Source organism: Paraburkholderia sp. BGA-UO-ETr-F21 (genome assembly GCF_059567925.1).
Genome location: NZ_JCAQOY010000035.1, coordinates 124,856 through 147,210, shown reverse-complemented (window position 1 = coordinate 147,210; position 22,355 = coordinate 124,856). Strand labels below are relative to the sequence as shown.

Genomic DNA, 22,355 nt, shown 5'->3' with positions numbered 1-22,355 from the left:
GCCTCTTGCGCGTGTATCAGGCGACGGCAAGCGAGAGGAGAGCGCTCGGCACGTCCGCGCATCAGCTCGCCGGCGCGGCTGCCAGCTTCGTACCCAGGTTCTGATCCAGGAACAGCGTCGGATTGTTGCCGGAGCCCGCGAAGTTGAACATGTTCATGATGCTGCCGGCTGTCGCGTCGAACGAACCGCCGCCCAGGCGTTGACCGCCCAGCCAGTTGTCTTCGATGAAGCGCACCACGGAGGCCTGGGTGATCGGCGTATCGTCGACGAAGTTGACCTTCGCCCACGGCGACACCACGATAAACGGCGTGCGCGTACCCGGACCGCAACGGCCATTCACCGCGCCGCCGTTCACGCCTTGCGGCTGCACCGCGCCCGCTGCCGTGCACTGACCCACGCCACTCAGGTTGTCGCTGCCCGCCACCGTCTTGCCGCCCGCGGACTGCGCCGTGGTCGAATCGAACGATGCGCTAGTCGGCGCCTTGAAGCGGTGGTCGTACCAGCCGTCCGAATCGTCGTAAGCGATGATCACGGCGGTGTTCTTCCAGTCAGGCTGCTGCTGCAGGAAGTTGATCACCTTCGTAACGAACGCCTGTTCGTCGATCGGATCCGAATTGCCCGGGTGGCCGTCGCCCACGGCCGGCGCCTTCAGGAAGCTCACCGACGGATAGTTGCCGGCCTTCACCGCGGCAAAGAAGTCGTCGGTGTCGTACTGGTGATGCACCGGCGTCGCGGAGTTGTCGAGCGGATCCGTGTAGCCGATCACAGCGGCCGACGACGGACGCGTGTGCGCGAGGTTGGCCGTGCTCGCGTAATACTGGAACCACGCGTGATGCTGCACGTAGTCAGTCTTGGTCGCGTTCAGCACCTGCGAGAAGGTCGAGCGCGCGCAGCCGGTGGTGCCGTTGGCGTTGACGGTCTGCAGGTTGAAGCCGCCCATGAAGCCGCCCCACGTGAGACCCTTCGCGTTGAGCAGGTCGCCGATGTTCTTGTTCTTCGACGACATCGTGCCGGTCACCGTGCTGCCCGCGGCGGTCGTGCAGACGTCGCCGGTCGGGTCGAGGTCGCCGACCATCGTGAAGCCGCCGGCCGAATCGGGAATCGCGTTGGCCGAATTGCCGCCGGACACGATCACGCCGTTGTTCTGGCCGGACACCACTTCGAGCGCACCCGGCGTGGACGGACCAAAGGTGTCCGTGTACGCGTTCTGGTTCATCGCGAAGTTCTGCGCGTAGTTCCACAGAGCCGTGACCGTGTTGCCGTCGAAGTAGCCGAGCACCTGGCCCTTCGTCGCGAACGCGCCCGTGCTGCCGGCGATAGTCGAACCCGCTGCCGTGAAGAGCGGGAACGAGTCCATGGCGCCGTTGTTATACGCGAGCTGTTCCGCTGCGTACGCATGGTTCTGGCTCGACGTGTTTGCTTGCGAGCGGTCCAGCCGGAACGGCAGCAGATCGGCAGCCGGCAGGCCTAGACCGGCGATCGTCACGCTGCCGACCGTGCGGCCCGCCGTGTTCGGCGACGTGGCAAGCGCGTTCGGATTGGACGTGATCAGGTTGTTGCTGCTGAGATTGTTGACCGTCGGCGTGCCCGAGGCAGCCGCGAATTGCGGCTCGCCGACCGGGTTGCTCGCTTGCGGGTACGTCGCGAAGTAGTGATCGAACGAAACGTTTTCGCCGAAAATCACCACCACGTGCTTGATCGGCGTGGCCGTGGCCACCGAGTCCTGGGCCGATACCGTGGCGGCCGGGGTCGAGGCCGACGCCGGCGAGTTCACACTGTTGTTGCCGCAAGCCGCGAGCGTCAGCAACGCGGCAAACGGGATGGGTAAGAGGGTTCTACGGAACATTAGACAGGCTCCAGTTCGACTTCGCCGTTCAGCGTATCCACGGAGGTACAGGTGGAGATTCGCTGGGGATATTGTTAGAAATGCTGCTAGTGCTTGTGGTCTTGCCGCGACAAACTGCGCGCATTTGACCACTCGATAATTAAGATTTCGGGGCGCGCACCTTACCGAAGTCATCGTTTTTTATTCATTTGCATAACGCTTGCTGTCGTTCTGCTGACACCGCAAGGCGATGCACGAACGGCTGCGACTCTGCGTCTCGCGTCTCAGCGCAAGTTTTCGCGCATCCTTCTTCCCTTTTGAATTTTTCAAGCGACGCGCAGCGACGGGTTTTTCTCGCCGCTGCGTTCAAGAAGAAACGAAGCCGCTTGCGGCCTCGGCTTTCATGGGAGAAACCAGCATGACATCCAGCAAACCCGTTCGTCTTCTCACCTCCGTGCTGACGGCCGCGCTGACGTGCGCCGCCACACTCACGGCCGCGCCGGCCTTCGCGCAGGCGGTGATCGTCGCGCCGATGGCGCCGCCGCCGCCTCGCGTGGAAGTGGTACCGGCACCGCGCGCCGGTTATGTATGGGATCAAGGCCGCTGGCGTTGGGATCAGGGGCGGTATGTCTGGGTGCCCGGCCACTGGCAGGCGGTGCGCGTCGGTTATCACTGGGTGCCTGGGCATTGGGTGCAGCGCGGGCCCAACTGGCGCTGGATCGAAGGCCACTGGGCATGACGGGCGGGCGTTTCTGCGCTCGACGTTCCGTGACGTGCTGCATTCTTCACTCAGGCGAATCACTATGAAAACGCTCCTGATAATGCTGCTGGCGGCCACGCTTGCCGGCTGTGTGGTGTATCCCGCGCGGCCGGCCTACTATCGGCCGGCGGTCGTCGTATATTGACCATGGACGGGTACGGCAAGACGCCTCTCCGCGATCCGCGCGCGCTGTTCGATCAGGTGCGCGCACAACGATCTGAATGAAGGGAAGCCAGCATGAGATGCATCGAAAGGAGCGGCGCCAGGTGACCGAGGTTCGTCTTGCGACGCGGTCCATGTGGCACGATGAACTCGTGGCGGGGAGCGGCTTGCCTTGAGCGAACGCGATCCCGACGCGGAACTGCTCGAAAGGATCAGCCGGCAAGATCCGGCCGCCGTCCGTTCGCTCGTCTCGCGCAAGCTGCCGCGTCTGCTGGCGCTCGCCACGCGCATGCTGGGCGATCGCATGGAAGCGGAAGACGTGGCGCAGGAGGTGTTCGTGCGGATCTGGAAACAGGCGTCGCGCTGGCGGGAAGGCGAGGCGAAATTCGACACATGGGTTCATCGCGTCGCGCTCAATCTCTGCTATGACCGGCTGCGCGGCCGGCGTGAAGATCCGCACGACGAGATGCCGGAAGAAATCGATCCCGCCGCGCTTCCCGAGGCCGGTCTCGAAGCACGTGCGCAGGACCAGCGGGTTCGTGACGCACTCGCCGCGTTGCCGCCACGGCAACGCGAGGCGCTCGTGCTCAACTACTACCAGGAAATGTCGAACATCGACGCCGCGGCCCTGATGGGCATCACCGTCGATGCGTTGGAAAGTCTGCTGGCCCGCGCGCGCCGCAATCTGCGCGCTCAACTGGCCGGCAGCGGCCTTAGCAAGGACAAGTCATGACGCCCGAAAGATTCCATCAGATCGTCGAGGCCTACGGCGCCGAGCCGCGCCGCTGGCCGCAACAGGACCGCGCGGCGGCACAGGCGTGGGCCGAGACGCATCGCGAGCAAGCCGATGCGTTGCTCGCGCAGGCGGCCGGCGTCGATGCATGGCTTGCCGCCGACAAGGTCGCGCCGCCCGGCGCGGCCTTGTTCGAGCGCGTGCTGGACGCTGCGCCGGGTCGCCGGACTGCGCCACGGCGGCGCTTGTGGTGGTCGGGCGCGGCGATAGCGGGCGTTGGACTGATGGGCGGCGTGGCCGGCGCGTTTGCGGTCTCGTTCTTCATTCTGACGGGCGCGGCGCAGCAGCTGCCGCCAGTCCATGAGTCGTCTTATTTAACTTCGAGCTTTGGTGGTTCGTCCGCCGATTGGAGCGACGAATGAACGGCCGGACCTGGAAAATCGTGCTGGTCGCCTCGCTGGTGCTGAACGTGTTTCTGGTGGGCGCGATCGTCGGTGGTGCTTATCAATGGTTTGCCGCGCGCGGAGCGGCGACACCGGTGCTTGCGCAACAGCGCGCGCTGCGCTTCGCTGCGCAAACGCTGTCCGCCGACCGCCAGAAGGCTTTCGTCGACAGCCTGAAGGACGCCCGCCGCGAAGGCCGGCAATATGCTCGCGACGGTCGTGAAGGGCGTCGCGACGTGCTACGTCTGCTGGCGGCTCCACAGTTCGATCGCGCGGCGCTCGATGCCGCGCTCGCCCGCACGCGCGACGCGGACAGCCGCCTGCGCGCGCAAGTGGAAGGCAGTGTGGCGGATTTCGCGGCGACGTTGTCGCCCGAGGAGCGCGTCCGGTTCGCCGACAGCCTGAAGCTGCGCGGGCAGTGGCGCGAACCCCAGCCGGCGGCGAGTGCGAACAAGCCGGCAAATCGGGCATCGAGCGAAGCTTCTGGCGATTAAGAGGCAACAGAAAAAAACAGCAACACAGCGCGGGCGTTCGCGACGGATTTGCCCGAGGCAGCCGTTTAAAGACTATCCAAAGCCGAAGAGGATGGTATGGCCAACTCACCGAACCTGAACGCGGCAGCGATCGCGCTGAATCGCTTCGGCCTGGGCGCGCGCGCCGACGATACGCCGCCCGCCGACCCGAAAGCCTGGCTGCTCGCCCAGTTCGAACAATACCAGGCGCGGCCGGCCGCGTGGGCGGGTCAGCCGGACTCGGTGGCGCTTTCAACCGAGTTGCTGCAGCAGCGCAAGCAGTTCCCCCAGCAGGCTCGCCAGAATGCGGGCGAGGGCGCGGCGAGCCAATCCGCAATCGGGCGCAATTCTGCGCAGCCTGAGGCGAAAACTAACGCTCAAAGCGACGCGCAATCCAACACCCAAGCCAGCTCGCAATTCAGCGCCCAAGCCAACGCCCAAGCCGTGATCCAGGCAAACGCTCAAACTGCGAGACAAGCCGAACGAAAAGCCATGCGTGGTGAAATACTGGAGATGTACCGCTCATCCGTGAATGCCCGAGTGACGAGTGCATTGACCACGCCGACGCCGTTCGTCGAACGGCTCGTGCATTTCTGGGCCAACCACTTCGCGATATCCACCGAGAAGCCGGGCGTCGCCGCATTGGCGGGCGCATTCGAGGCCGAAGCGATTCGTCCGCATGTGCTGGGTCGCTTTGAAGACATGCTGGTGGCTGTGGAACGGCATCCGGCCATGCAACTGTTTCTCGACCAGACGCGCTCGGTAGGGCCGGACAGCACGGCGGCCCTGCGTGCCGCACAGCGTGATCCGGATCGCAAACGCGGCCTGAACGAAAACCTGGCGCGCGAGATCATGGAACTGCACACGCTCGGCGTGCGCAGCGGCTACACCCAGGACGATGTCACCGAATTTGCCCGCGCGCTAACGGGCTGGAGCGTCGCGGGCAATCCGGCCAATGTCGGCAACGCGGGCCGGATAGCGATGCGGCAGAACGCGGCGCCGGGCACCTTCGTGTTTCGCGCCGCACTGCATGAGCCTGGCTCGCGGACCCTCATGGGCCGCCGCTACGACCAGCCCGGAGAAGAGCAGGCGCTCGCTATCCTGCATGACCTCGCAAGTGCGCCGGCGACCGCGCGGCATATCGGCGGCAAACTGGCCCGTCATTTTGTCGCTGACAATCCGCCGCCCGGCGTGAGCGAGCAGCTCGCCAGTGCGTTCGAGCGCAGCGGCGGCGATCTGCCGGCCGTGTACCGGGCGTTGATCGAAATGCCGCAAGCGTGGTCGCCCACTGCCGTGAAGTTCAAGACGCCATGGGAATGGACCATTTCGTCGATGCGCGGACTCGGCTGGCGCGACCTCGGCAGCCAGCAGGCGGCCCCGATTCTTACCCAGCTCGGCCAGCCGGTGTGGCGGCCGGGGTCGCCGGCCGGCTACGACGACATTGCCGCAAGTTGGGCCGCGCCCGACGCGCTCGTGCGCCGGGTCGAAGTGGCGCAGCGTTTCGCCGCGCGTGTCGGCGACCGGCTCGACGCCCGCTCGCTCGGCCAGACCTGGTTCGCCGGTTCGCTCAGTGCGCCGACGGCGACTGCGGTGTCTCGCGCTGAAAGTGCGTCCACGGCGATCGCGCTGTTACTGGTCTCGCCGGATTTCCAACGGAGATGAATGCCATGCTGTCACGCCGCAAGTTTCTGAGCGTCGCCGCTGCCGGCGCGGGCGCGATGCTCGTGTCGCCACGGATTGTGCTTGCAAGCGTCGCCACCGAGCGCCGCTTCGTGTTCGTGATCCAGCGCGGCGCCGCCGACGGTCTGAACATCGTCGTCCCCTACGCCGAACCCGCCTACGCCACACTGCGTGGCGCGCTCGCCATCGACACCTCGAACGCGCCGCGTCTGAACGGCACCTTCGCTTTGCATCCAGCGATGCCGCAGATCGCCGCGATGTACGCGGACCAGCAGGCGCTGTTCGTACACGCGGTGGCGTCGCCGTATCGGGACCGCTCGCACTTCGACGGACAGAACGTGCTCGAGACCGGCGGTACGTCGCCGTATCAGATGAAAGACGGCTGGCTGAACCGGCTCGTCACGCAGTTGCCCGCCACGCGCGAGAATGCGATTGCATTCGCGCCGACCGTGCCGATGGCGTTGCGCGGCGCGGCGGGTGTGACGTCGTATGCGCCCTCGGCGTTGCCGCAAGCGCCCGATGATCTGCTCGCGCGCGTTTCGCAACTCTACGACCAGGACGCGCAGTTGCACCCGTTGTGGGAGTCGGCGATGACCGCGCGCGGCCTTGCCGGCGACGCCGGGGCGCGCCAGGATCCGGCGAGCCTCGGCAAGCTCGCTGCCGGCTTCCTGGCGCGCGAGAACGGCCCACGCATCGCGATGATCGAAACCGGCGGCTGGGACACACATAGCGCGCAGAACGCACGCCTCGCCAATCAGTTGAAGGCGCTCGATACGATGCTCGCCGCGTTGCGCGACGGCATGGGTCCGTTGTGGAGCAAGACCACCGTGCTGGTGGCGACGGAGTTCGGCAGAACCGCCGCGGCGAACGGCACGGGCGGCACCGATCATGGCACGGGCTCGGTGGCGATGGTGCTGGGCGGCTCGGTGCGGGGCGGACGCGTGATCGCCGACTGGCCGGGTCTCGCGCCACACAACCTTTACGAAGCGCGCGATCTCAAACCGACCACTTCGCTCGACGCGCTGATCGCCGGCACCGCGAGTGAAAGCTTCGGGCTCGATCCGCAGCACACGGCTACTGTGCTGTTCGGCCAGGCGGCAGCGGGGCGGCCGTTGGCAGGCATCGTGCGCGCTTAGTGTGGCGAGCGGACTTCGGGCAGATACGCCGTGCGATCAGGTTGGCTGCAAGCTCGCGTGACGCAAGTCCCACTGCGACGCTGAGTTTCAAATACCAGGACGACAGGCGGCGCCTCACGCTCTCATTGAGCGACGAGCGGCGCCGCCTGTGCTCACCTGGCAACTCACCGGGTGACAGAAGAGGCGCTTAACCTCCGCCGCCCTGGGTGCCGATAGTCAGCTTGTTATTCACCGACTTCACACCCGCCACATTCTTTGCCACTTCCTCCGCCTGCGGAATCTGCGCGCCGTCGGGCACCGATCCCGTCAGCGTGACTACGCCACCGCGCGCCCGGACAAACACGTTCGACACGTCAAAACCCTGCGCTTTCGACAGAGCCTTGCGCACCTGCAGACCAAGCGAGCGGTCCGCCTTCTTGACCGTTTTGGCGCTGGGCGCCGACGCGTCGGCGGACGGCGCCGCATCGCTCGACTGGGCATAGGCGCTGGACGCAGTTGCCACACACAATGCGATGCCCAGCGCCTTCAAAAGATTGACTGTTTTCACGTTTTCTCCATCCTCGAAAAGTTGATGTCGCTTTGTTGCATGCAAAAAACCACGCGCTTGCGAGCACTTTGCCGCCCACGAGGAGCACTCTGTCTTGTAGAAGAGTCATGCCGCGTCGCTCCCGGCGCGCTTAAACAATACTCCAGCGCACGCGCTCATGCTGGAAAAACTGGCTGGAGCGCCGCATGGGGAGCTGTTCAGGCCAACATTGCGCTGGCTGTTGCTGATGGCATCGCGCAAGTCTGCTTACGCGATTCGGGCTGCAAATTCGCCGGCGCCGCAGCGCCTAAAACCAGTTCGGCGCCATGCTGAGCGTGGCGTCATCCAAGGCCCGCAGCGTCTTTAGCATCAACGCGACGCGCGGCAGTTCCCAGCGGAAGAACCACTGGCACGCATGCAGCTTGCCGCGATAGAAGTCCGCGTCTGCCTCGGTATGCGATGCGCTCAGTCCGGCGCTGGCGACGATCGCTTGCCGCAGCCACGTCCACGCGATCACGATATGGCCGAAGGCTTCGAGAAACGCATTGGCGTTGGCGAGTGCGCGTTCGCTGTTATGAGCCAGCGCGGGTAGCAGCGCTTCGATCGTGGCAGTCAGGTCGGTCCATGCTTCACCCAACGCAGGGGCGTGCGCATGCAGTGGTGCATGCTCGCGCGCCGCATCGATCGTGCGCTGGATCTCACGTGCCAGGTGGCCGAGCGCGGCGCCCTGTTTCATCGTCACCTTGCGGCCGAGCAGATCGATGGCCTGGATGCCGTGGGTGCCTTCGTGAATCATGTTCAGGCGATTGTCGCGATAGAACTGCTCGACCGGGTATTCACGCGTATAGCCATAGCCGCCGTGAATCTGGATCGCCAGGCTGTTCGCTTCGAGGCACCATTGGGACGGCCAGGATTTCACCACCGGCGTCAGCAGGTCGAGCAGCAGGCCCGCTTCGGCGCGTGCCGTGTCGCTCTCGCCGGTGTTCTGTTCATCGACGAGACGCGCCGCGTAAAGGCACAATGCGTAAGCTCCTTCCACATAGGCTTTTTGTGCGAGCAGCATGCGACGCACGTCGGCGTGTTCGATCAGCGGCACTTGCGGATCGAGTGGGTTCTTGTTGTCGGGACGACGCCCTTGCGGCCGTTCGCGTGCGTAATCGAGCGAGGCCAGATAGCCGCGGTAGCCGAGCATGACCGCGCCTAGACCGACGCCGATGCGCGCCTCGTTCATCATGTGGAACATGGCGGCGAGACCCTGGTGCGCTTCGCCCACCAGTTCGCCGATGCATTGACCGTGTTCGCCGAACGACAGCATGGTCGACGTCGTGCCGCGCCAGCCCATCTTGTGAATCAGTCCGGCGAGCGCGACGTCGTTGCGCTCGCCGAGCGTGCCGTCTTCGTTGACGTGGAATTTGGGCACGGTGAAGAGCGAAATGCCTTTGACGCCCGGCGGCGCGCCGGGAATACGCGCCAACACCAGATGCACGATGTTCTCGCTCAGCTCGTGGTCACCGCCTGAAATGAAAATCTTGTTGCCGCGAATCGAATAGGTGCCATCCGCATTCGGCGTGGCGCTCGTGACGAGATCGGAGAGACTCGAGCCCGCCTGCGGTTCCGTCAACGCCATGGTGCCGAACGCGCGGCCTTCGAAGAGCGCTTGCAAATATTTTCGCTTCTGCGCCGCGCTGCCGAAGCGTTCGATCACGTTCGCGTTCGCCGTGGTCAACATGGCGTATGACGCGGTGGCAATGTTCGCACTCTTGAAGAGTGACAGGCACGCAAACGAAATCACCGAGGGCAGCTGCATGCCACCCCATTCGTAGTCTTTACCCGCAGCGAGAAAGCCGGTGGCGCGCAGTGCGTCGAGGGCCTGCTTGACCTCGGCGGGCAGGCTAACGCGCTCACCGTCGAACTGCGGTTCGTGTTCGTCGGAGAGACGGTTGTGCGTCGCGAACTTTTCCACGGCAACCGCGTGCGCGGTTTCGAGCGCGGCGTTGAAGGTCTCGCGGCTGTGATCGGCATGGCGCGCGCGCTGCGTGAGTGTCTCCGCTTCGAGCACTTCGAACAACTGGAACTCGAGATCACGCGGGTTGATGATCAGCGCATCTTGCATGACAGAAGACCCGTAGAAAAAGTAAACCGTTATGCGGAACAGGTGTGCAGCGCATAAAGAAAAACGCAGCCGAATGCCTCAGCACGCAAGGGCTGAAAAGCGCCTTATCCGGGTAATTCCCAATGCTCCGTCTGGCGGCGTTGCATGTCAGTTTATAACGAAAGTGAATGAGCGTGCTTTTATTTACAGGCTGAATTCCGGCACGTATGATGGACGAACAATGTGGTCAACCACTCTGCACAGCAGAACAATCTGGAGGAGCGACGCAATGTCTGTGAAGGACCTGTTTCGACTGGACGGCAAGGTGGCACTGATCACCGGAGGCTCTCGCGGACTGGGTCTGCAAATGGCCGAGGCACTCGGCGAAATGGGGTGCCGCGTCGCCATTACCGCGCGTAAGGCCGACGAACTCGCTGAAGCGAAAACGCATCTGCAACAGCGCGGTATCGAAGTGCACACGGTGGTCAACGACCTGCAGCGCTTCGAGGGCATTCCCGGCCTCGTGGATGAAGTGCTGGGCGTGCATGAGCGAATCGATATTCTGGTCAACAACGCCGGCGCGACATGGGGCGCACCAGCCGAAGACTATCCCGACGAAGCGTGGCACAAGGTGATGAACCTGAACGTCAATGCACCGTTCTTTCTCGCTCGCGAAGTCGGCAAGCGCAGCATGATTCCGCGGCGCGCGGGCAAGATCGTCAATATCGCATCGGTAGCGGGGCTGAAGGGATCGCCGCCCGGCATGAACACGATTGCGTACAACACGTCGAAGGCCGCCGCGATCAATTTCACACGCGCGCTGGCTGCGGAATGGGGCAAGTACAACATCAATGTCAACGCGATCTGCCCGGGCTTTTTCCCTTCGAAAATGTCGGCGGGTCTACTCGGCAAACTGGAAGACTCGATCGTTTCGCGCACGCCGTTGCAGCGCCAGGGTGGCGACGAAGATCTCAAAGGCCCGATCGTGTTTCTTGCGAGTGAAGCGTCGCGCCATATTACCGGTCAGGATTTCGCGGTGGACGGCGGCGCGATCATCGTCTAGGTACGACGCAGGTCAGGCGTGACGATGTGAACGAAACGCGCGGCTCGGGCAAACCGCGCAAACCGGGCGAACCGCGCGCGGACACTAAAAAATCAGGAGACGCTGATGAACGAACGCCATCATGCGCATTGGCCGCCGCAAGTGCCTCTGCATTTGACGCTACCCGAGACCAGTCTTTTCTATAACGCCGAAGTCTCGGCGGCGCGCTTTCCCGACAAGCCGTTCATCATCTTCTACGACACGGCGATCACGTTTGCGGAATTCAAGGACGAAGCCGAGCGGGTGGCGGGCTTTCTGCAGCAGGAGTGCCAGGTCAAGGCGGGCGACCGTGTTCTGCTCTATATGCAGAACAGTCCACAATGGATCGTCGCTTATTACGGCATTCTTCGGGCGAACGCAGTGGTGGTGCCGGTCAATCCGATGAACATGACCGCGGAGTTGGCGCATTACGTCGAAGACAGCGGCGCGACTACGATCATCGCGCCGCAATGTTTGTTCGCGAACGTCGAGCCGTTGATCGGCAACGGGGCCGGCAAGGGCATCGAGCACGCGATCGTCGCGACGTATAGCGATTATCTGAAACGGCCGTCGCCGATTCCCGTGCCTGAATTCGTCGCGGCGCCGCGCAAAACCTTCGACATTGCCGGCGTCACGCCGTGGCGAGACGTGATCGAGCGGCACATCGCGCCGGGGCCGCTCACCACCGGTCCCGACGATCTGTGTGTGATGCCTTATACGTCCGGCACCACCGGCAAGCCGAAGGGCTGCATGCACACGCACCGCAGCGTGATGAGCACGCTGCTCGGCGGCTGTGTGTGGTTCTCGGCGCCGTCTGACGGTGTTTATCTATCGGTCTTGCCGCTCTTTCATGTGACGGGCATGCAAGGCGGCATGAACAGTGCGGTCTTCTCAAGCGCAACGATCGTCCTGTTGCCGCGCTGGGATCGCGAAGCGGCAGCGCTATGCATGCAGAAATATCGCGTCACCGCATGGCAATCCATCTCGACGATGATGGTCGACTTTCTGTCGAACCCGAAGCTCGGCGAATACGATCTGTCGAGCCTCACCGGCACGCGCGGCGGCGGCGCGGCGATGCCGGACGCAATTGCGAGAAAGCTCAAGGCGCTGACAGGACTCGATTATGTGGAAGGCTACGGTATGACGGAAACGATTGCCGGCACGCATATCAATCCGCCGCACCGGCCAAAGGCGCAATGCCTGGGCATTCCCGTGTTCGACGTGGACTCGCGCGTGATCGATCCGGTCTCGCTCGAGGAGTTGCCGCAAGGCGAAACGGGCGAGATCGTCACGAACGCGCCGCAGGTCATGCAGGGTTACTGGGGCAATCCGAAAGCGACGGCGGAGGCGTTCATCGAACTCGACGGCAAACGGTTTCTGCGCACGGGCGATCTGGGCCATATCGACGAAGACGGCTATTTCTTCATGACTGATCGCCTGAAACGCATGATCAACGCATCTGGTTACAAGGTATGGCCGGCCGAAGTCGAGGCGCTGATGTACCGGCATCCGGCGATTCACGAAGTGTGCGTGATCGGCGTGAAGGACGAGAAACGCGGCGAGACCGTGAAAGCGCTGGTCGTGGCGGACGCGGCGCATGCAGGCACGATTACTGCGCAGGAGATCATCGACTGGGCGCATGAGCAGATGGCCTCGTATAAGGCGCCGCGCATCGTCGAGTTCGTCGAGTCGCTGCCGAAATCGGGCAGCGGCAAGATTTTGTGGCGGAAATTGCAGGAAGAGGACGCGGCGCGCACGGCCGGCTCGTGAGGTTCGTCCGCCTGACGAAAAACCCGCTCGCGGCGCTGAGAATACTCTTCGGATGGTTTGCCTGTAAGCTCTTATCACGAGTCCGCAGTGTTTGCGGTGCGCGGCTCGTGTTGCTGGACAAAGGCTTGCAGACAGGCTTCGAGGCTATTGCCAACTTTCGAGAGGGGATTTTGAAGATGAAGAGCTTTGCCGTTAAACAGATCATGCTCGGACTTGCCGTCACCGCCCTGGTGGCAGGCAGCATTCCGCTGGCCGCGGCTCAAGATGCCAGCGGCGCTGCTGCTACTGCGGCGCCTGCCGCTGCAAGCAGTGCGAAACCCACCAAGGCCGAGCGCAAGGAGGCACGCAAGCAGGCGCGTGCCAAGAAGAATGCCGAGTTGAAGAAGCTCGAAGACGCAGGCTACCAGCCGGCCCAGAATGATCCGACCTATCCGGACAAGCTGCAGAAGGCTGAGAAGAAGGCCGGCGTCGGAGCAGGCGCGAGCCAGTAAGCGTGACTCCAGCCGCGCGACCTGATTGAATTTCGCGCGGCTGCCGCCGGTGCGCGCCACCGTGTCGCAGCGTGCGCAGTAGGGCGAAGGGATGCGGGCCAACGCAATGCAACCCGATCCAACCCACTCAGCGCGCGCCGAGCGTCTCGATCAGCATGTCGACGAACGCTTTCACACGCGCAGTCTTTTGTAACTGCTCATTCCCGCTCGAGTCACACGTCAACGCATTGATGCTTTCCGTACCTGAATCGATTACGCTTTCGCCAGCGACTCAAAATTCAGGCACACCACCATGGCATCCCGGCAGGAAATCAAGCGATATAAAGCGAATCTTTCCGACGAACTGCACAGCGCAGCGCTGTACGAAACACTCGCCGAGGCCGAGAAGGACGACACGCGCAAACAGGTGTATGGCGACCTCGCAAAGTCGGAGCGCGAGCATGCACGCGTGTGGGCCGACAAGTTGAGGGCGAACGGGCTCGAGCCGAAGGGCGCGGGCCACGCCATCAAAACGCGCCTGATGAAAGGCCTGGTTCGCCTGTTCGGCGCGGGTTTCGTGCTGCCCACACTCGCGGCGGCGGAATATGCCGATCGCAATAAATACGAGGGGCAACCGGACGCGGGCCGCATGTCGGCGGACGAGCAGCATCACGCCGCCATCGTCCGCACGCTGGCGCATGGCGGTGGCGACGCGAATCTGTCGCCGGGCGCGCGGATCGCCGCCGCGGAGCAGTGGCACAAGGGCGCGGGGGCCGGCAACGATTTGCGCGCCGCCGTGCTCGGCGCCAACGACGGCCTCGTTTCGAACTTCTGCCTGATCATGGGCGTGGCGGGCGCGGGAACCGGCAACAAGGCGATTCTGTTGACGGGGCTGGCGGGGCTGATCGCCGGTGCATGTTCGATGGCACTGGGCGAATGGCTTTCGGTCACCAACGCCCGCGAACTGGCCAGCACGCAGATCGCCAAAGAGGCGCAGGAAATCGAGGAAACGCCGGAAGCCGAAGAGCACGAACTCGCGCTGATCTATCGCGCCAAGGGGCTCGAAGCGGACGAGGCCAAACGGGTCGCCTCGCAAATGATGCGTGACAAGAGCAAGGCGCTCGATACCCTGACTCGCGAAGAGCTCGGTCTCGATCCCGCGGAGTTGGGCGGCAATCCCTGGTCGGCCGCGGGTGTGTCGTTCTGCCTTTTCTCGCTGGGTGCGATCTTTCCGGTGATGCCGTTTCTGTGGACTCGCGACTACAACGCGATCATGCAATGCGTGGTGCTGAGCATGCTGGCGCTTGCGTCGATCGGCGTGTTCACGTCGCTTTTCAACGGACGCAGTGCCGGATTTTCGGCGTTGCGGCAGATTGTGATCGGGCTGATCGCGGCTGCGTTCACGTTCGGGGTCGGGCGGCTTTTGGGCGTGTCGGTTTCGTGAGGGCCGTACGCTCGTTCGCGGGCTCGATATGACCGCTTCGCGATCTATCCCGATTCCTTACCGGTAACGGTAAGGGGTCGTTTGTTCCTGCGCGCCCGAATCTGGCGTTCCGACTTGGCGCCGGCACCTGATTGCTCCCACTCGCGCATCAGAAATTTCCCCGCTCACAAATAGACCAATCCCAATCCCATCCGTTGGTCGGGCGAATAGCATTCTTCCACGAGCGCTCACGGAGACTCGAACACCCTGATATTACGACTCAGCCTACCGGGCTTGCCTGGCCCAGGAGACACACACGATGTTTTCCAGAATGCGCGCGGACTTTTCCGCGTCCGCCGCCATCGCAGGCGTCATCGCGCTTGTCGCCACCTATAGCGGACCGGTGCTGATCGTCGTGCAAGCGGCGCAGGCCGGGCATCTTTCGCACAATCTGCTGTCAACGTGGATCTGGGCCGTCTCCATCGGTGCCGGCTTGTTAGGTCTCTGGCTTAGCCTGCGGCACAGAATGCCGGTGATCGGCGCGTGGTCGACTCCCGGAGTGGCACTGCTGCTTACCGCACTTGCGCGCTATCCGTTCAGCGACGTGATCGGGTGTTACCTTGTAGTGGCAGTCATCATCGCAATGCTTGGGCTGTCGGGGCTGTTCGGCAGACTGATCCAGCATCTGCCTGCCCATCTGCTTTCCGCCATGATTGCCGGCGTGCTCTTCGAGTTTTGCGCGGGCATCTTCCGGTCACTCCAATCCACCCCTGCTGTTGTGCTGCCGGTTGTGGTTGCGTATGTCTTGTGTCGGCGCCTGATCCCGCGTTATGCCGTCGCACTTGCGCTTCTGACTGGCGTGATCGTGGCTCTGCCTGGCGCGAATTTCACGGCGCAAGGACTCGACCTGAGCCTCGTAAAGCCGGAATTCACGCTCCCAACTTTTTCTATCGAGGCGCTCGTTGGACTCGGGCTGCCTTTGCTCCTGCTCGCGCTGACCCAATACGCAACCTCGATCCATATTCTTCGTAACGCGGGCTACGACATATCGCCTAAATCGGTGGTTGGCGCCAGCGGTCTCATGTCCATTCCTCTCGCATTGTTCGGCAACTCCGGCATTAACCCCGCGGCGATTGTCGGGGCCATGTGCGCGAGCCCGGAATGTCACGTGAATCCACGGCGCAGATACATCTCGGGAGTGGTCTGTGGCGTCGGTTACCTCTGCATCGGCACGTTTGGCGCATCGGTCATCGCGCTCTTTGCTCGACTGCCCGAAGGGCTGACGAGTACGTTGGCAGGCCTTGCGCTGCTCGGAACACTCGTCACAAGTCTCTCATCTTCCGTCGCCGCGGAGGGCCAACGCGAATCCTCCGTCATTACGTTCGTAGTCACCGTTTCCGGTATGTCATTTTTTGGCTTGGGACCGGCCCTGTGGGGACTCGTTGCCGGCATCATATTTTCGCTTGCATTGTCGAAAAAGGCTGTCTGGAGCTCAGTAAAGCAAGTCGACGGCAACGAGCCGAGAACCAGTTGACCTGTTCGGGGACTAGCTGCCGGTAGCGTCTCGCAAGGTACTGACAGGAGGCGAACTTACGTAAATAACCAGTGCATCACAGATGCAGGTGCACCACCGAAAAACTGTGTTGGAACTTACGAAAGGAGACTGTAGACGTGGTGACAAAAACCAGCCTTGTAGGTCGGATCAAGTTCAACAATGCTTTACTCAGGAAGGACCTGAAAATACTGTCTGAGTTGCCGGTTATCAAGGAGCAGTACGACGAATTCAGTTCGGGCACGTGGATCAACCATTCGCTTTGGAATAGAACAGGCGAATGGACCGACACCCAATATTCGGACTACGACCATCCGGCCGTCCGAACGCAGGTGGGAGCCGCGACCTCGTATCTCAGCCAGATCATCGAAAGGTATTTCGATGTGGAACATATGCGAATGGCGCGCGTACGCAATCTCGTCAATGGTCTTGTCATCCCGCATACCGATTTTCTGGAGTTGTCAGAAGAAAAAGACCGCTATGTCCGCATTTTGATTCCGCTTGAAACCTGTATCGATTCTTACCACACCGAGGAAAATTTCGGAGTCTTCCGCATGCGAAAAGGCGATATCTGGATATTGGAGTCGACGGTTCCCCACGCGGCGTTAAATCTGACTTCGAACAATCGCCGGATTCTAAGTCTTGATTTTCAGTACGCCGACATTTCAAACCCACATTACTCGTTAATCTTCAAGGATCCTTCGGTCCGCGACGAAGCGATTGCACCCGCACTGGTTGCCCGCACCAAGCTTGAGTCAGAGGACTTGCAGGATCACCTCGAATTTCTGTCCGAGCGATTCCATCATAAGGACGACGCGGAGCAAATTCTGGTCGCCCTTTCAGAGGTTCAGTTGCGCTTCGAGTCGCCGGTCAGTGATATCTACAAAAATTTAACCGCGGTCGCCCGACTGACTCGCCGACAGGAACTCGTCGAGCATTGTGAAGAGATGCAAAGATTCTATATTGGCTCGCGCGCGATGAACGAGCGCTTCCCGCTTCGCAAGGGAATTTTCTAACCATTCTCGACTGTGCCGCCGCCGCTCGATGGGTTCGCCCGTTTTCGGAATTGTGTCGGCTGCTGATTCAGCAATTCCACACTTTGGACGAATCTTCCTTCCGAGCGTTCGCATCGATAATCCCGTGCGCCAATCCGCGTTGTCTGGTCGAGTCGTGTATGTTTGACCTCGCCGGTCAATGCGGGGCAGGGCGCGCTGACCTGACGAACGCGGATCTGCTTGAAGGTCTTCACAATGCCAGCCTTCATGATATGGACATGCCGCTCGAGCCGGCGGTATTTTCCGAGTTGCTACGTCGTGAGTTCATTAAATGTGACGTTGCGCGCCAAGCTGGTCGCAAACCAGATGTTCGCTGCGTCGAAGGAACAAGGCTAACCGCGTCCATGACGGAACGCGGCCATGGGGCGCTCGACTGGCTACGTAGCATCGCGCGTTCGTCGCAGTGGGACCGCCTCCGGTCAGCGTCGTACGGCGAGTAGATCTGCATAGGCGGTGCTCGCCTTGAGCCTTTCAGGAAAAGAGGCCGAACATCCCGCGGAACATTGTCCGCATACGCGTTTACACTAACCCTCGGGAGCCCCCCGGTCTGCTGCATCACCGCAACTCACCCGGCAACCGCTTCGAAACACGTTTTTTTAACCCCTCGCCGCCTCCACTTGCTCAGGCGCGACACGCGTCGCCGCTCGGCCAAACACCCTCCAAACCCTTATCCAGCAAGGCTCCGGCAGCCGCCGTCCGGCGCGCGCCAGATAGGGGTGTCGCATTTCCTCATGTGCTTGTCGCAAATAGTCGGCTAGGCGTACTTTTTTCTGGCAACTATGTATGCACAGCGCGGACGGACGTCCGCCACTGCAGCAACTATCGGTGCATGGGACCGGAGGCAATGCTAAAGCGCAAACTCCGGTCGAAGCGGTGCGTGGGACCGGAGTAAGCGCTAAAGCGCTAACTCCGGTCGACATAGGAGAGCATTCAATGAATTCCCCGAAGGTCGTGGTCGAAGGGCTGTGCAAGGTGTTCGGCACCAACCCGAAACAGGCGATCGGCATGCTGGCAGGCGGCGCAACGAAAGAAGAGGTATTCGCGCGCACCGGTCAGATTGTCGGCGTTCACAACGTATCGTTCGAAGTCAAGGAAGGCGAGATCTTCGTGCTGATGGGCCTGTCCGGCTCCGGCAAGTCGACGCTGATCCGTCTGATCAACCGGCTGGTCGAGCCGAGCGCCGGCAAGGTGCTGATCGACGGCCGCGATGTCGCCAGCGTGCCGCGCTCCGAATTGACGGCGCTGCGCCGCAAGGACATGAGCATGGTGTTCCAGTCCTTCGCGCTGATGCCGCAGCGAACCGTGCTGTCCAATGCGGCGTTCGGCCTCGAAGTGGCGGGCGTGGGCCGCAAGGAACGCGAGAAGCGCGCGATGGCCGTGCTCGAACAGGTCGGCCTCGCGCCGTTCGCGGAAAAGCTGCCCGCGCAGCTCTCCGGCGGCATGCAGCAGCGCGTGGGTCTCGCGCGGGCGCTGGCGGTCAACCCGTCGCTGATGATCATGGACGAGGCGTTCTCCGCACTCGATCCGCTCAAGCGCAAGGAAATGCAGAACGTACTGCTCGATCTGCAACGCGAGCAGCAGCGCACCATCCTGTTCGTGTCGCACGATCTGGAAGAAGCGATGCGCATCGGCACCCGCATCGCGATCATGGAAGGCGGCCGGGTCGTGCAGGTCGGCACGCCGCAGCAGATCATCACCAATCCTGCCGACGATTACGTCCGCGCGTTCTTCGAAGGCATCGACACGAGCCGCTATCTGACCGCCGGCGATCTGATGCAGACCGACGCCGTGCCGCTCATGCAGCACTCGCCGCAGATCGATGCGTCGAGCGTGGCCGCCACGCTCAACGGCAGCGCCGACTACGCGTTCGTGCTCGACAGCGAGCGCAAGATTCGCGGCTTCGTCTGCCGCGACGCGATGGGCAGCGCTTCGCCGCAGCTCAATCAGATCGAATGCATCCGCCGCACTACACCGCTGGATGACGTCGTCGAACGCGTGGTGGCGAGCCGCGCGCCGCTGCCGGTTGTCGAAGCCGACGGCTCCTACTGTGGTTCGGTCAACAAGACGAACGTGCTGAACGTTCTCACCCGCCATCGGAGTTCCCATGTCTGAAGTCATTCCACTTGGCGCCTGGGTCGATCACGGCGTTCACTATCTGCTCGACCACGACGCAAAAACTTTCGATTCCATCGGCAAGGTGATCGAGAGCTTTGCCGCGGTGATCGAACACGGCTTGCAAGCCGTGCCGATGTGGGCGCTGATGGCGTTCTTCGTCGGCATCGGGCTGTGGCGGGTGGGCTGGCGCTTCGCGCTGTTCACGCTGCTCGCCATGCTGTTGATCTACGGCACCGGGTTCTGGGATCAGATGGTGATCACGCTCGGCCTGACCTTGTCGTCCACGTTGATCAGCTTGCTGCTCGGTGTGCCGCTCGGCATCTGGACCGCGAAGAGCCGCACCGTCGAGATGATCGTGCGCCCCGTGCTCGATCTGATGCAGACCATGCCGGCGTTCGTGTACCTGATTCCGGCTGCGATGCTGTTCGGTCTGGGCCGTGTGCCGGGGATTCTCTCCACCGTGATTTTCGCCATGCCGCCGGCGGTGCGTCTCACGTCGCTCGGTATCAAGCACGTGAACCGGGAAATCGTCGAAGCAGGGCAGGCCTTTGGCTGCACGCCGTGGCAATTGCTTTACAAGGTGCAGTTTCCGAACGCGCTGCCGTCCATCATGACCGGCGTGAATCAGACCATCATGATGGCGCTCTCCATGGTGATCATCGCTTCGATGGTGGGCGCGGGCGGTCTCGGCAACGACGTGCTGGCCAGTATTCAACGGCTCGATATCGGGCTCGGCTTCGAAAGTGGACTTTCGGTGGTGATGCTCGCGATCATTCTGGACCGCATCACGGAGAGCTTTGGCCGCTCGCCGGGCATGGCGCGCGCGCCGCTGCTGTCGGGCTTGCGCAGTGTCATGAAAGTGCGCCGCGAGCCGGCGGCGCAACACGGCTGAGCCGCCTATGAAGCGCGACGCGATCACGCCGGTCGAGCCCCAAGCCGATTCGCCGCTGTCCGGGCTCGCGCACGTCGGCTTTCTGACGCTGCCGAACTTTTCGATGATCGCGTTCACGAGCGCGGTCGAGGTACTGCGCATGGCCAACTACGTAGGTCGCGCGCAGCACTACAGGTGGTCGGTGATCACGCCCGACGGCGAACCGGCGCGAGCGAGCAACGGCATCACGGTGAAACCCACCACCACGCTCGCCGAGGCAGGCATGCCGGACGTGCTGATCGTCTGCGCCGGCTGGCATGTGCGCGATTACGTGAACGACACGGTGATTGCGTTGCTACGCGACGTCGCCGAAAAAGGCATTCCGCTCGGCGGCATCTGCACGGGACCGTATGCGCTGCTGGCTGCCGGATTGCTCGACGGTTATCGCTGCACCGTGCATTGGGAAGACATGTCGCCGTTGCACAAGACCTACCCGGATGTGCGTTTCGCCGACGAGCTGTTCGTGATCGACCGCGATCGCATGACATGCACGGGCGGCACCGCGCCGCTCGATCTGATGCTGAACCTGGTCGGCATGCGGCTGGGGCATGCGCTCGCCGCGCAGGTGTCCGAGCAGTTCATTGTCGAGCGGATTCGCAGTTCGACCGATTACCAGCACATTCCCGTCGACGCGCGGGTCGGTTTCTCGCGCGCGGAACTGATCGAGGTGGTGCGGCTGATGGAAGCGAATATCGAGGAGCCGTTATCGCTCGACGAACTCGCGCGGCTCGTGCATCTGTCGCAGCGTCATTTGCAACGCATGTTCAAGATGTTCCTGAGCGTGTCGCCGACGCACTATTACCTGACGCTGCGTTTGCGTCGCGCGCGCGAGCTGCTGCGCAATACGGATGCGTCGATTGCGCGGGTGACGGCGGTGTGCGGTTTTCATTCGCCGTGTCATTTCAGCAAAGCCTATCGCGCGCAGTTCGGTCATGCGCCGAGCGTCGAGCGGCGGTTGTCTTCGTAGTGAGCCGCACCATGAATTGCATGCAGCGCCGCCTGAACCGGGCGGCGTAAAAAATCCGCTTCGTCCGTCAAACCAGTCAAGCATCAATCACCCTGAGGGAACGCCATGAAACGTTTGTGGGCTGCGTCGTTGTGCGCGCTGTCTGTGTCGTCTGTCTTTGCTGCGGAACCCGCCACGTGCCGCGATGTCCGGTTCGCCGACGTCGGCTGGACCGATATCGCGGCGACCACCGGGCTTGCATCGACCGTGCTCGAGGGGCTTGGCTACAAGCCGACCAAGACGATCGCCTCGGTGCCGATCACCTTTGCCGGTGTGAAGAGCAAGCAGATCGACGTGTTCCTCGGCTACTGGTCGCCGACCATGGACCCGATGATCGATCCGTTCAAAAAGTCCGGACAGCTCACCGTCTTGCCCACGCCGAATCTGACGGGCGCGAAATACACGCTGGCTGTGCCGGATTATGCGTATCAGTCCGGCATCAAGACGTTCGCCGATATCGCGAAGAACTACGACAAGCTCGACGGCAAGATCTACGGGATCGAGCCGGGCAACGACGGCAATGCGTTGATCAAGAAGATGATCGACAGCAATCAGTACCGGCTCGGCAAATTCAAGCTGGTGGAGTCGAGCGAGGCGGGCATGCTGGTCGAGGTGAACCGTGCGATCCGCGCGAACAAACCAATCGTGTTTCTGGGCTGGGAACCGCATCCGATGAACGTGCAGATGAAGATAGATTATCTGTCCGGTGGTGACGATGTGTTCGGGCCGAATTATGGCGAAGCCAAAGTGTTGACGGTTACGCCGAGCGATTATTCGGCGCGTTGCCCGAATGTGGCGAAGCTGGTGTCGAATCTGCAGTTCACGACCGACATCGAGAATCACGTCATGCTGCCGATCATGAACAAGACCGACCCGAACAAGGCCGCGCGCGAATGGCTGAAGGCGAATCCGGCGGTGCTCGACAAATGGCTCGCAGGAGTGAAGACGTATGACGGGAAGGATGGGTTGCCGGCTGTGAAGGCTTATGTAGCGGGGAAGTGAGGTTGGGTTTGAGAATGGGGCGACGGATGGGGCAATCTTTTGGGGTGCCTTATACGTCGCTTTGTCAAAGTCTTGATAGGC

General features: G+C 62.3%; 20 protein-coding genes. 16 read left to right on the top strand and 4 right to left on the bottom strand.

The genetic code is table 11. The annotated features are described in order from the left end of the window. Nucleotides 1-61 precede the first annotated feature (61 nt). On the bottom strand, nucleotides 62-1,846 hold the full coding sequence (locus tag AC57B1_RS21040) for a phospholipase C (protein WP_496418537.1): 1,785 nt from the start codon (nucleotides 1,844-1,846) through the stop codon (nucleotides 62-64). A 397-nt stretch (nucleotides 1,847-2,243) separates the two neighbouring features. On the opposite strand from AC57B1_RS21040, the gene AC57B1_RS21035 reads away from it, so the two are divergent. The 6 genes from AC57B1_RS21035 (at nucleotide 2,244) to AC57B1_RS21010 (ending at nucleotide 7,251) form a co-directional block, all read left to right on the top strand. Then, the gene (locus AC57B1_RS21035; RefSeq protein ID WP_408345420.1) at nucleotides 2,244-2,564 is read left to right on the top strand and encodes a YXWGXW repeat-containing protein; all 321 of its coding nucleotides are present in this window, start codon (nucleotides 2,244-2,246) and stop codon (nucleotides 2,562-2,564) included. A gap of 355 nt (nucleotides 2,565-2,919) precedes the next feature. Beyond that, nucleotides 2,920-3,480, top strand: coding sequence for an RNA polymerase sigma factor (locus tag AC57B1_RS21030; protein ID WP_408345423.1), 561 nt, complete (start codon nucleotides 2,920-2,922; stop codon nucleotides 3,478-3,480). Continuing rightward, nucleotides 3,477-3,902, top strand: coding sequence for a hypothetical protein (locus AC57B1_RS21025; RefSeq protein ID WP_496418536.1), 426 nt, complete (start codon nucleotides 3,477-3,479; stop codon nucleotides 3,900-3,902). Before AC57B1_RS21030 ends, AC57B1_RS21025 begins: the two co-directional genes overlap by 4 nt. Then, on the top strand, nucleotides 3,899-4,417 hold the full coding sequence (locus AC57B1_RS21020) for a periplasmic heavy metal sensor (protein WP_496418535.1): 519 nt from the start codon (nucleotides 3,899-3,901) through the stop codon (nucleotides 4,415-4,417). Before AC57B1_RS21025 ends, AC57B1_RS21020 begins: the two co-directional genes overlap by 4 nt. A 96-nt stretch (nucleotides 4,418-4,513) precedes the next feature. Then, nucleotides 4,514-6,097 carry a DUF1800 family protein gene (locus AC57B1_RS21015; protein ID WP_496418534.1) on the top strand — a complete coding sequence of 528 codons (1,584 nt, stop codon included), beginning with the start codon at nucleotides 4,514-4,516 and terminating at the stop codon, nucleotides 6,095-6,097. A gap of 5 nt (nucleotides 6,098-6,102) precedes the next feature. Further along, nucleotides 6,103-7,251 carry a DUF1501 domain-containing protein gene (locus tag AC57B1_RS21010; protein ID WP_496418533.1) on the top strand — a complete coding sequence of 383 codons (1,149 nt, stop codon included), beginning with the start codon at nucleotides 6,103-6,105 and terminating at the stop codon, nucleotides 7,249-7,251. A 187-nt stretch (nucleotides 7,252-7,438) separates the two neighbouring features. On the opposite strand, the gene AC57B1_RS21005 is transcribed toward AC57B1_RS21010, so the two are convergent. Then, the gene (locus tag AC57B1_RS21005; RefSeq protein WP_091801595.1) at nucleotides 7,439-7,798 is read right to left on the bottom strand and encodes a BON domain-containing protein; all 360 of its coding nucleotides are present in this window, start codon (nucleotides 7,796-7,798) and stop codon (nucleotides 7,439-7,441) included. Between the two features lie 286 nt (nucleotides 7,799-8,084). After that, nucleotides 8,085-9,890, bottom strand: a complete 1,806-nt coding sequence (locus tag AC57B1_RS21000) for an acyl-CoA dehydrogenase (protein ID WP_496418532.1) — start codon at nucleotides 9,888-9,890, stop codon at nucleotides 8,085-8,087. Between the two features lie 268 nt (nucleotides 9,891-10,158). Here AC57B1_RS21000 and AC57B1_RS20995 point away from each other — a divergent pair, with 268 nt between their 5' ends. The 6 genes from AC57B1_RS20995 to AC57B1_RS20970 all read left to right on the top strand — a co-directional run bounded on the left by AC57B1_RS20995 (nucleotide 10,159) and on the right by AC57B1_RS20970 (nucleotide 17,181). Continuing rightward, nucleotides 10,159-10,932 carry an SDR family oxidoreductase gene (locus AC57B1_RS20995; RefSeq protein WP_496418531.1) on the top strand — a complete coding sequence of 258 codons (774 nt, stop codon included), beginning with the start codon at nucleotides 10,159-10,161 and terminating at the stop codon, nucleotides 10,930-10,932. A 105-nt stretch (nucleotides 10,933-11,037) separates the two neighbouring features. Continuing rightward, nucleotides 11,038-12,720: a long-chain fatty acid--CoA ligase gene (locus tag AC57B1_RS20990; protein ID WP_496418530.1), complete on the top strand. Its 1,683-nt coding sequence runs from the start codon at nucleotides 11,038-11,040 to the stop codon at nucleotides 12,718-12,720. A gap of 176 nt (nucleotides 12,721-12,896) precedes the next feature. Further along, a complete protein-coding gene (locus AC57B1_RS20985; protein ID WP_408187271.1) occupies nucleotides 12,897-13,211 on the top strand; it encodes a hypothetical protein in 315 nt (104 codons plus the stop codon). A 292-nt stretch (nucleotides 13,212-13,503) separates the two neighbouring features. Next, on the top strand, nucleotides 13,504-14,634 hold the full coding sequence (locus tag AC57B1_RS20980) for a VIT1/CCC1 transporter family protein (protein WP_496418529.1): 1,131 nt from the start codon (nucleotides 13,504-13,506) through the stop codon (nucleotides 14,632-14,634). Nucleotides 14,635-14,932: 298 nt separating this feature from the next. Further along, nucleotides 14,933-16,147 (top strand): benzoate/H(+) symporter BenE family transporter, encoded by a 1,215-nt coding sequence (locus tag AC57B1_RS20975; protein WP_496418528.1) that lies wholly within the window; start codon nucleotides 14,933-14,935, stop codon nucleotides 16,145-16,147. Between the two features lie 137 nt (nucleotides 16,148-16,284). Continuing rightward, the gene (locus AC57B1_RS20970) at nucleotides 16,285-17,181 is read left to right on the top strand and encodes an aspartyl/asparaginyl beta-hydroxylase domain-containing protein (protein WP_496418527.1); all 897 of its coding nucleotides are present in this window, start codon (nucleotides 16,285-16,287) and stop codon (nucleotides 17,179-17,181) included. On the opposite strand, the gene AC57B1_RS20965 is transcribed toward AC57B1_RS20970, so the two are convergent. Continuing rightward, nucleotides 17,178-17,429 (bottom strand): hypothetical protein, encoded by a 252-nt coding sequence (locus tag AC57B1_RS20965; protein WP_496418526.1) that lies wholly within the window; start codon nucleotides 17,427-17,429, stop codon nucleotides 17,178-17,180. The genes AC57B1_RS20970 and AC57B1_RS20965 overlap by 4 nt on opposite strands. A gap of 724 nt (nucleotides 17,430-18,153) precedes the next feature. Here AC57B1_RS20965 and AC57B1_RS20960 point away from each other — a divergent pair. From AC57B1_RS20960 to AC57B1_RS20945, 4 genes are all read left to right on the top strand, one after another. Next, complete coding sequence (locus tag AC57B1_RS20960) at nucleotides 18,154-19,332, top strand: quaternary amine ABC transporter ATP-binding protein (RefSeq protein WP_091801558.1); 1,179 nt, start codon at nucleotides 18,154-18,156, stop codon at nucleotides 19,330-19,332. Continuing rightward, entirely contained in the window at nucleotides 19,325-20,227 is a 903-nt protein-coding gene (choW, locus tag AC57B1_RS20955) for a choline ABC transporter permease subunit (RefSeq protein ID WP_408179140.1), read from the top strand. The genes AC57B1_RS20960 and choW overlap by 8 nt, the downstream gene beginning before the upstream one ends. A 7-nt stretch (nucleotides 20,228-20,234) precedes the next feature. Next, nucleotides 20,235-21,233 carry a GlxA family transcriptional regulator gene (locus AC57B1_RS20950; RefSeq protein ID WP_496418525.1) on the top strand — a complete coding sequence of 333 codons (999 nt, stop codon included), beginning with the start codon at nucleotides 20,235-20,237 and terminating at the stop codon, nucleotides 21,231-21,233. 105 nt (nucleotides 21,234-21,338) lie between these two features. Then, nucleotides 21,339-22,274: a choline ABC transporter substrate-binding protein gene (locus AC57B1_RS20945; RefSeq protein WP_496418524.1), complete on the top strand. Its 936-nt coding sequence runs from the start codon at nucleotides 21,339-21,341 to the stop codon at nucleotides 22,272-22,274. The last annotated feature ends 81 nt before the right edge of the window (nucleotides 22,275-22,355 follow it).

Coding starts and splice junctions, on each gene's coding strand:
- AC57B1_RS21010 (WP_496418533.1), top strand. CDS start 6,103: ATGCTGTCACGCCGCAAGTTTCTGAGCGTCGCCGCTGCCGGCGCGGGC.
- AC57B1_RS21035 (WP_408345420.1), top strand. CDS start 2,244: ATGACATCCAGCAAACCCGTTCGTCTTCTCACCTCCGTGCTGACGGCC.
- AC57B1_RS21040 (WP_496418537.1), bottom strand. CDS start 1,846: ATGTTCCGTAGAACCCTCTTACCCATCCCGTTTGCCGCGTTGCTGACG.
- AC57B1_RS20975 (WP_496418528.1), top strand. CDS start 14,933: ATGTTTTCCAGAATGCGCGCGGACTTTTCCGCGTCCGCCGCCATCGCA.
- AC57B1_RS20945 (WP_496418524.1), top strand. CDS start 21,339: ATGAAACGTTTGTGGGCTGCGTCGTTGTGCGCGCTGTCTGTGTCGTCT.
- AC57B1_RS21015 (WP_496418534.1), top strand. CDS start 4,514: ATGGCCAACTCACCGAACCTGAACGCGGCAGCGATCGCGCTGAATCGC.
- AC57B1_RS20965 (WP_496418526.1), bottom strand. CDS start 17,429: ATGAAGGCTGGCATTGTGAAGACCTTCAAGCAGATCCGCGTTCGTCAG.
- AC57B1_RS20995 (WP_496418531.1), top strand. CDS start 10,159: ATGTCTGTGAAGGACCTGTTTCGACTGGACGGCAAGGTGGCACTGATC.
- AC57B1_RS20960 (WP_091801558.1), top strand. CDS start 18,154: ATGAATTCCCCGAAGGTCGTGGTCGAAGGGCTGTGCAAGGTGTTCGGC.
- choW (WP_408179140.1), top strand. CDS start 19,325: ATGTCTGAAGTCATTCCACTTGGCGCCTGGGTCGATCACGGCGTTCAC.
- AC57B1_RS20980 (WP_496418529.1), top strand. CDS start 13,504: ATGGCATCCCGGCAGGAAATCAAGCGATATAAAGCGAATCTTTCCGAC.
- AC57B1_RS21000 (WP_496418532.1), bottom strand. CDS start 9,890: ATGCAAGATGCGCTGATCATCAACCCGCGTGATCTCGAGTTCCAGTTG.
- AC57B1_RS21025 (WP_496418536.1), top strand. CDS start 3,477: ATGACGCCCGAAAGATTCCATCAGATCGTCGAGGCCTACGGCGCCGAG.
- AC57B1_RS20990 (WP_496418530.1), top strand. CDS start 11,038: ATGAACGAACGCCATCATGCGCATTGGCCGCCGCAAGTGCCTCTGCAT.
- AC57B1_RS21020 (WP_496418535.1), top strand. CDS start 3,899: ATGAACGGCCGGACCTGGAAAATCGTGCTGGTCGCCTCGCTGGTGCTG.
- AC57B1_RS20985 (WP_408187271.1), top strand. CDS start 12,897: ATGAAGAGCTTTGCCGTTAAACAGATCATGCTCGGACTTGCCGTCACC.
- AC57B1_RS20950 (WP_496418525.1), top strand. CDS start 20,235: ATGAAGCGCGACGCGATCACGCCGGTCGAGCCCCAAGCCGATTCGCCG.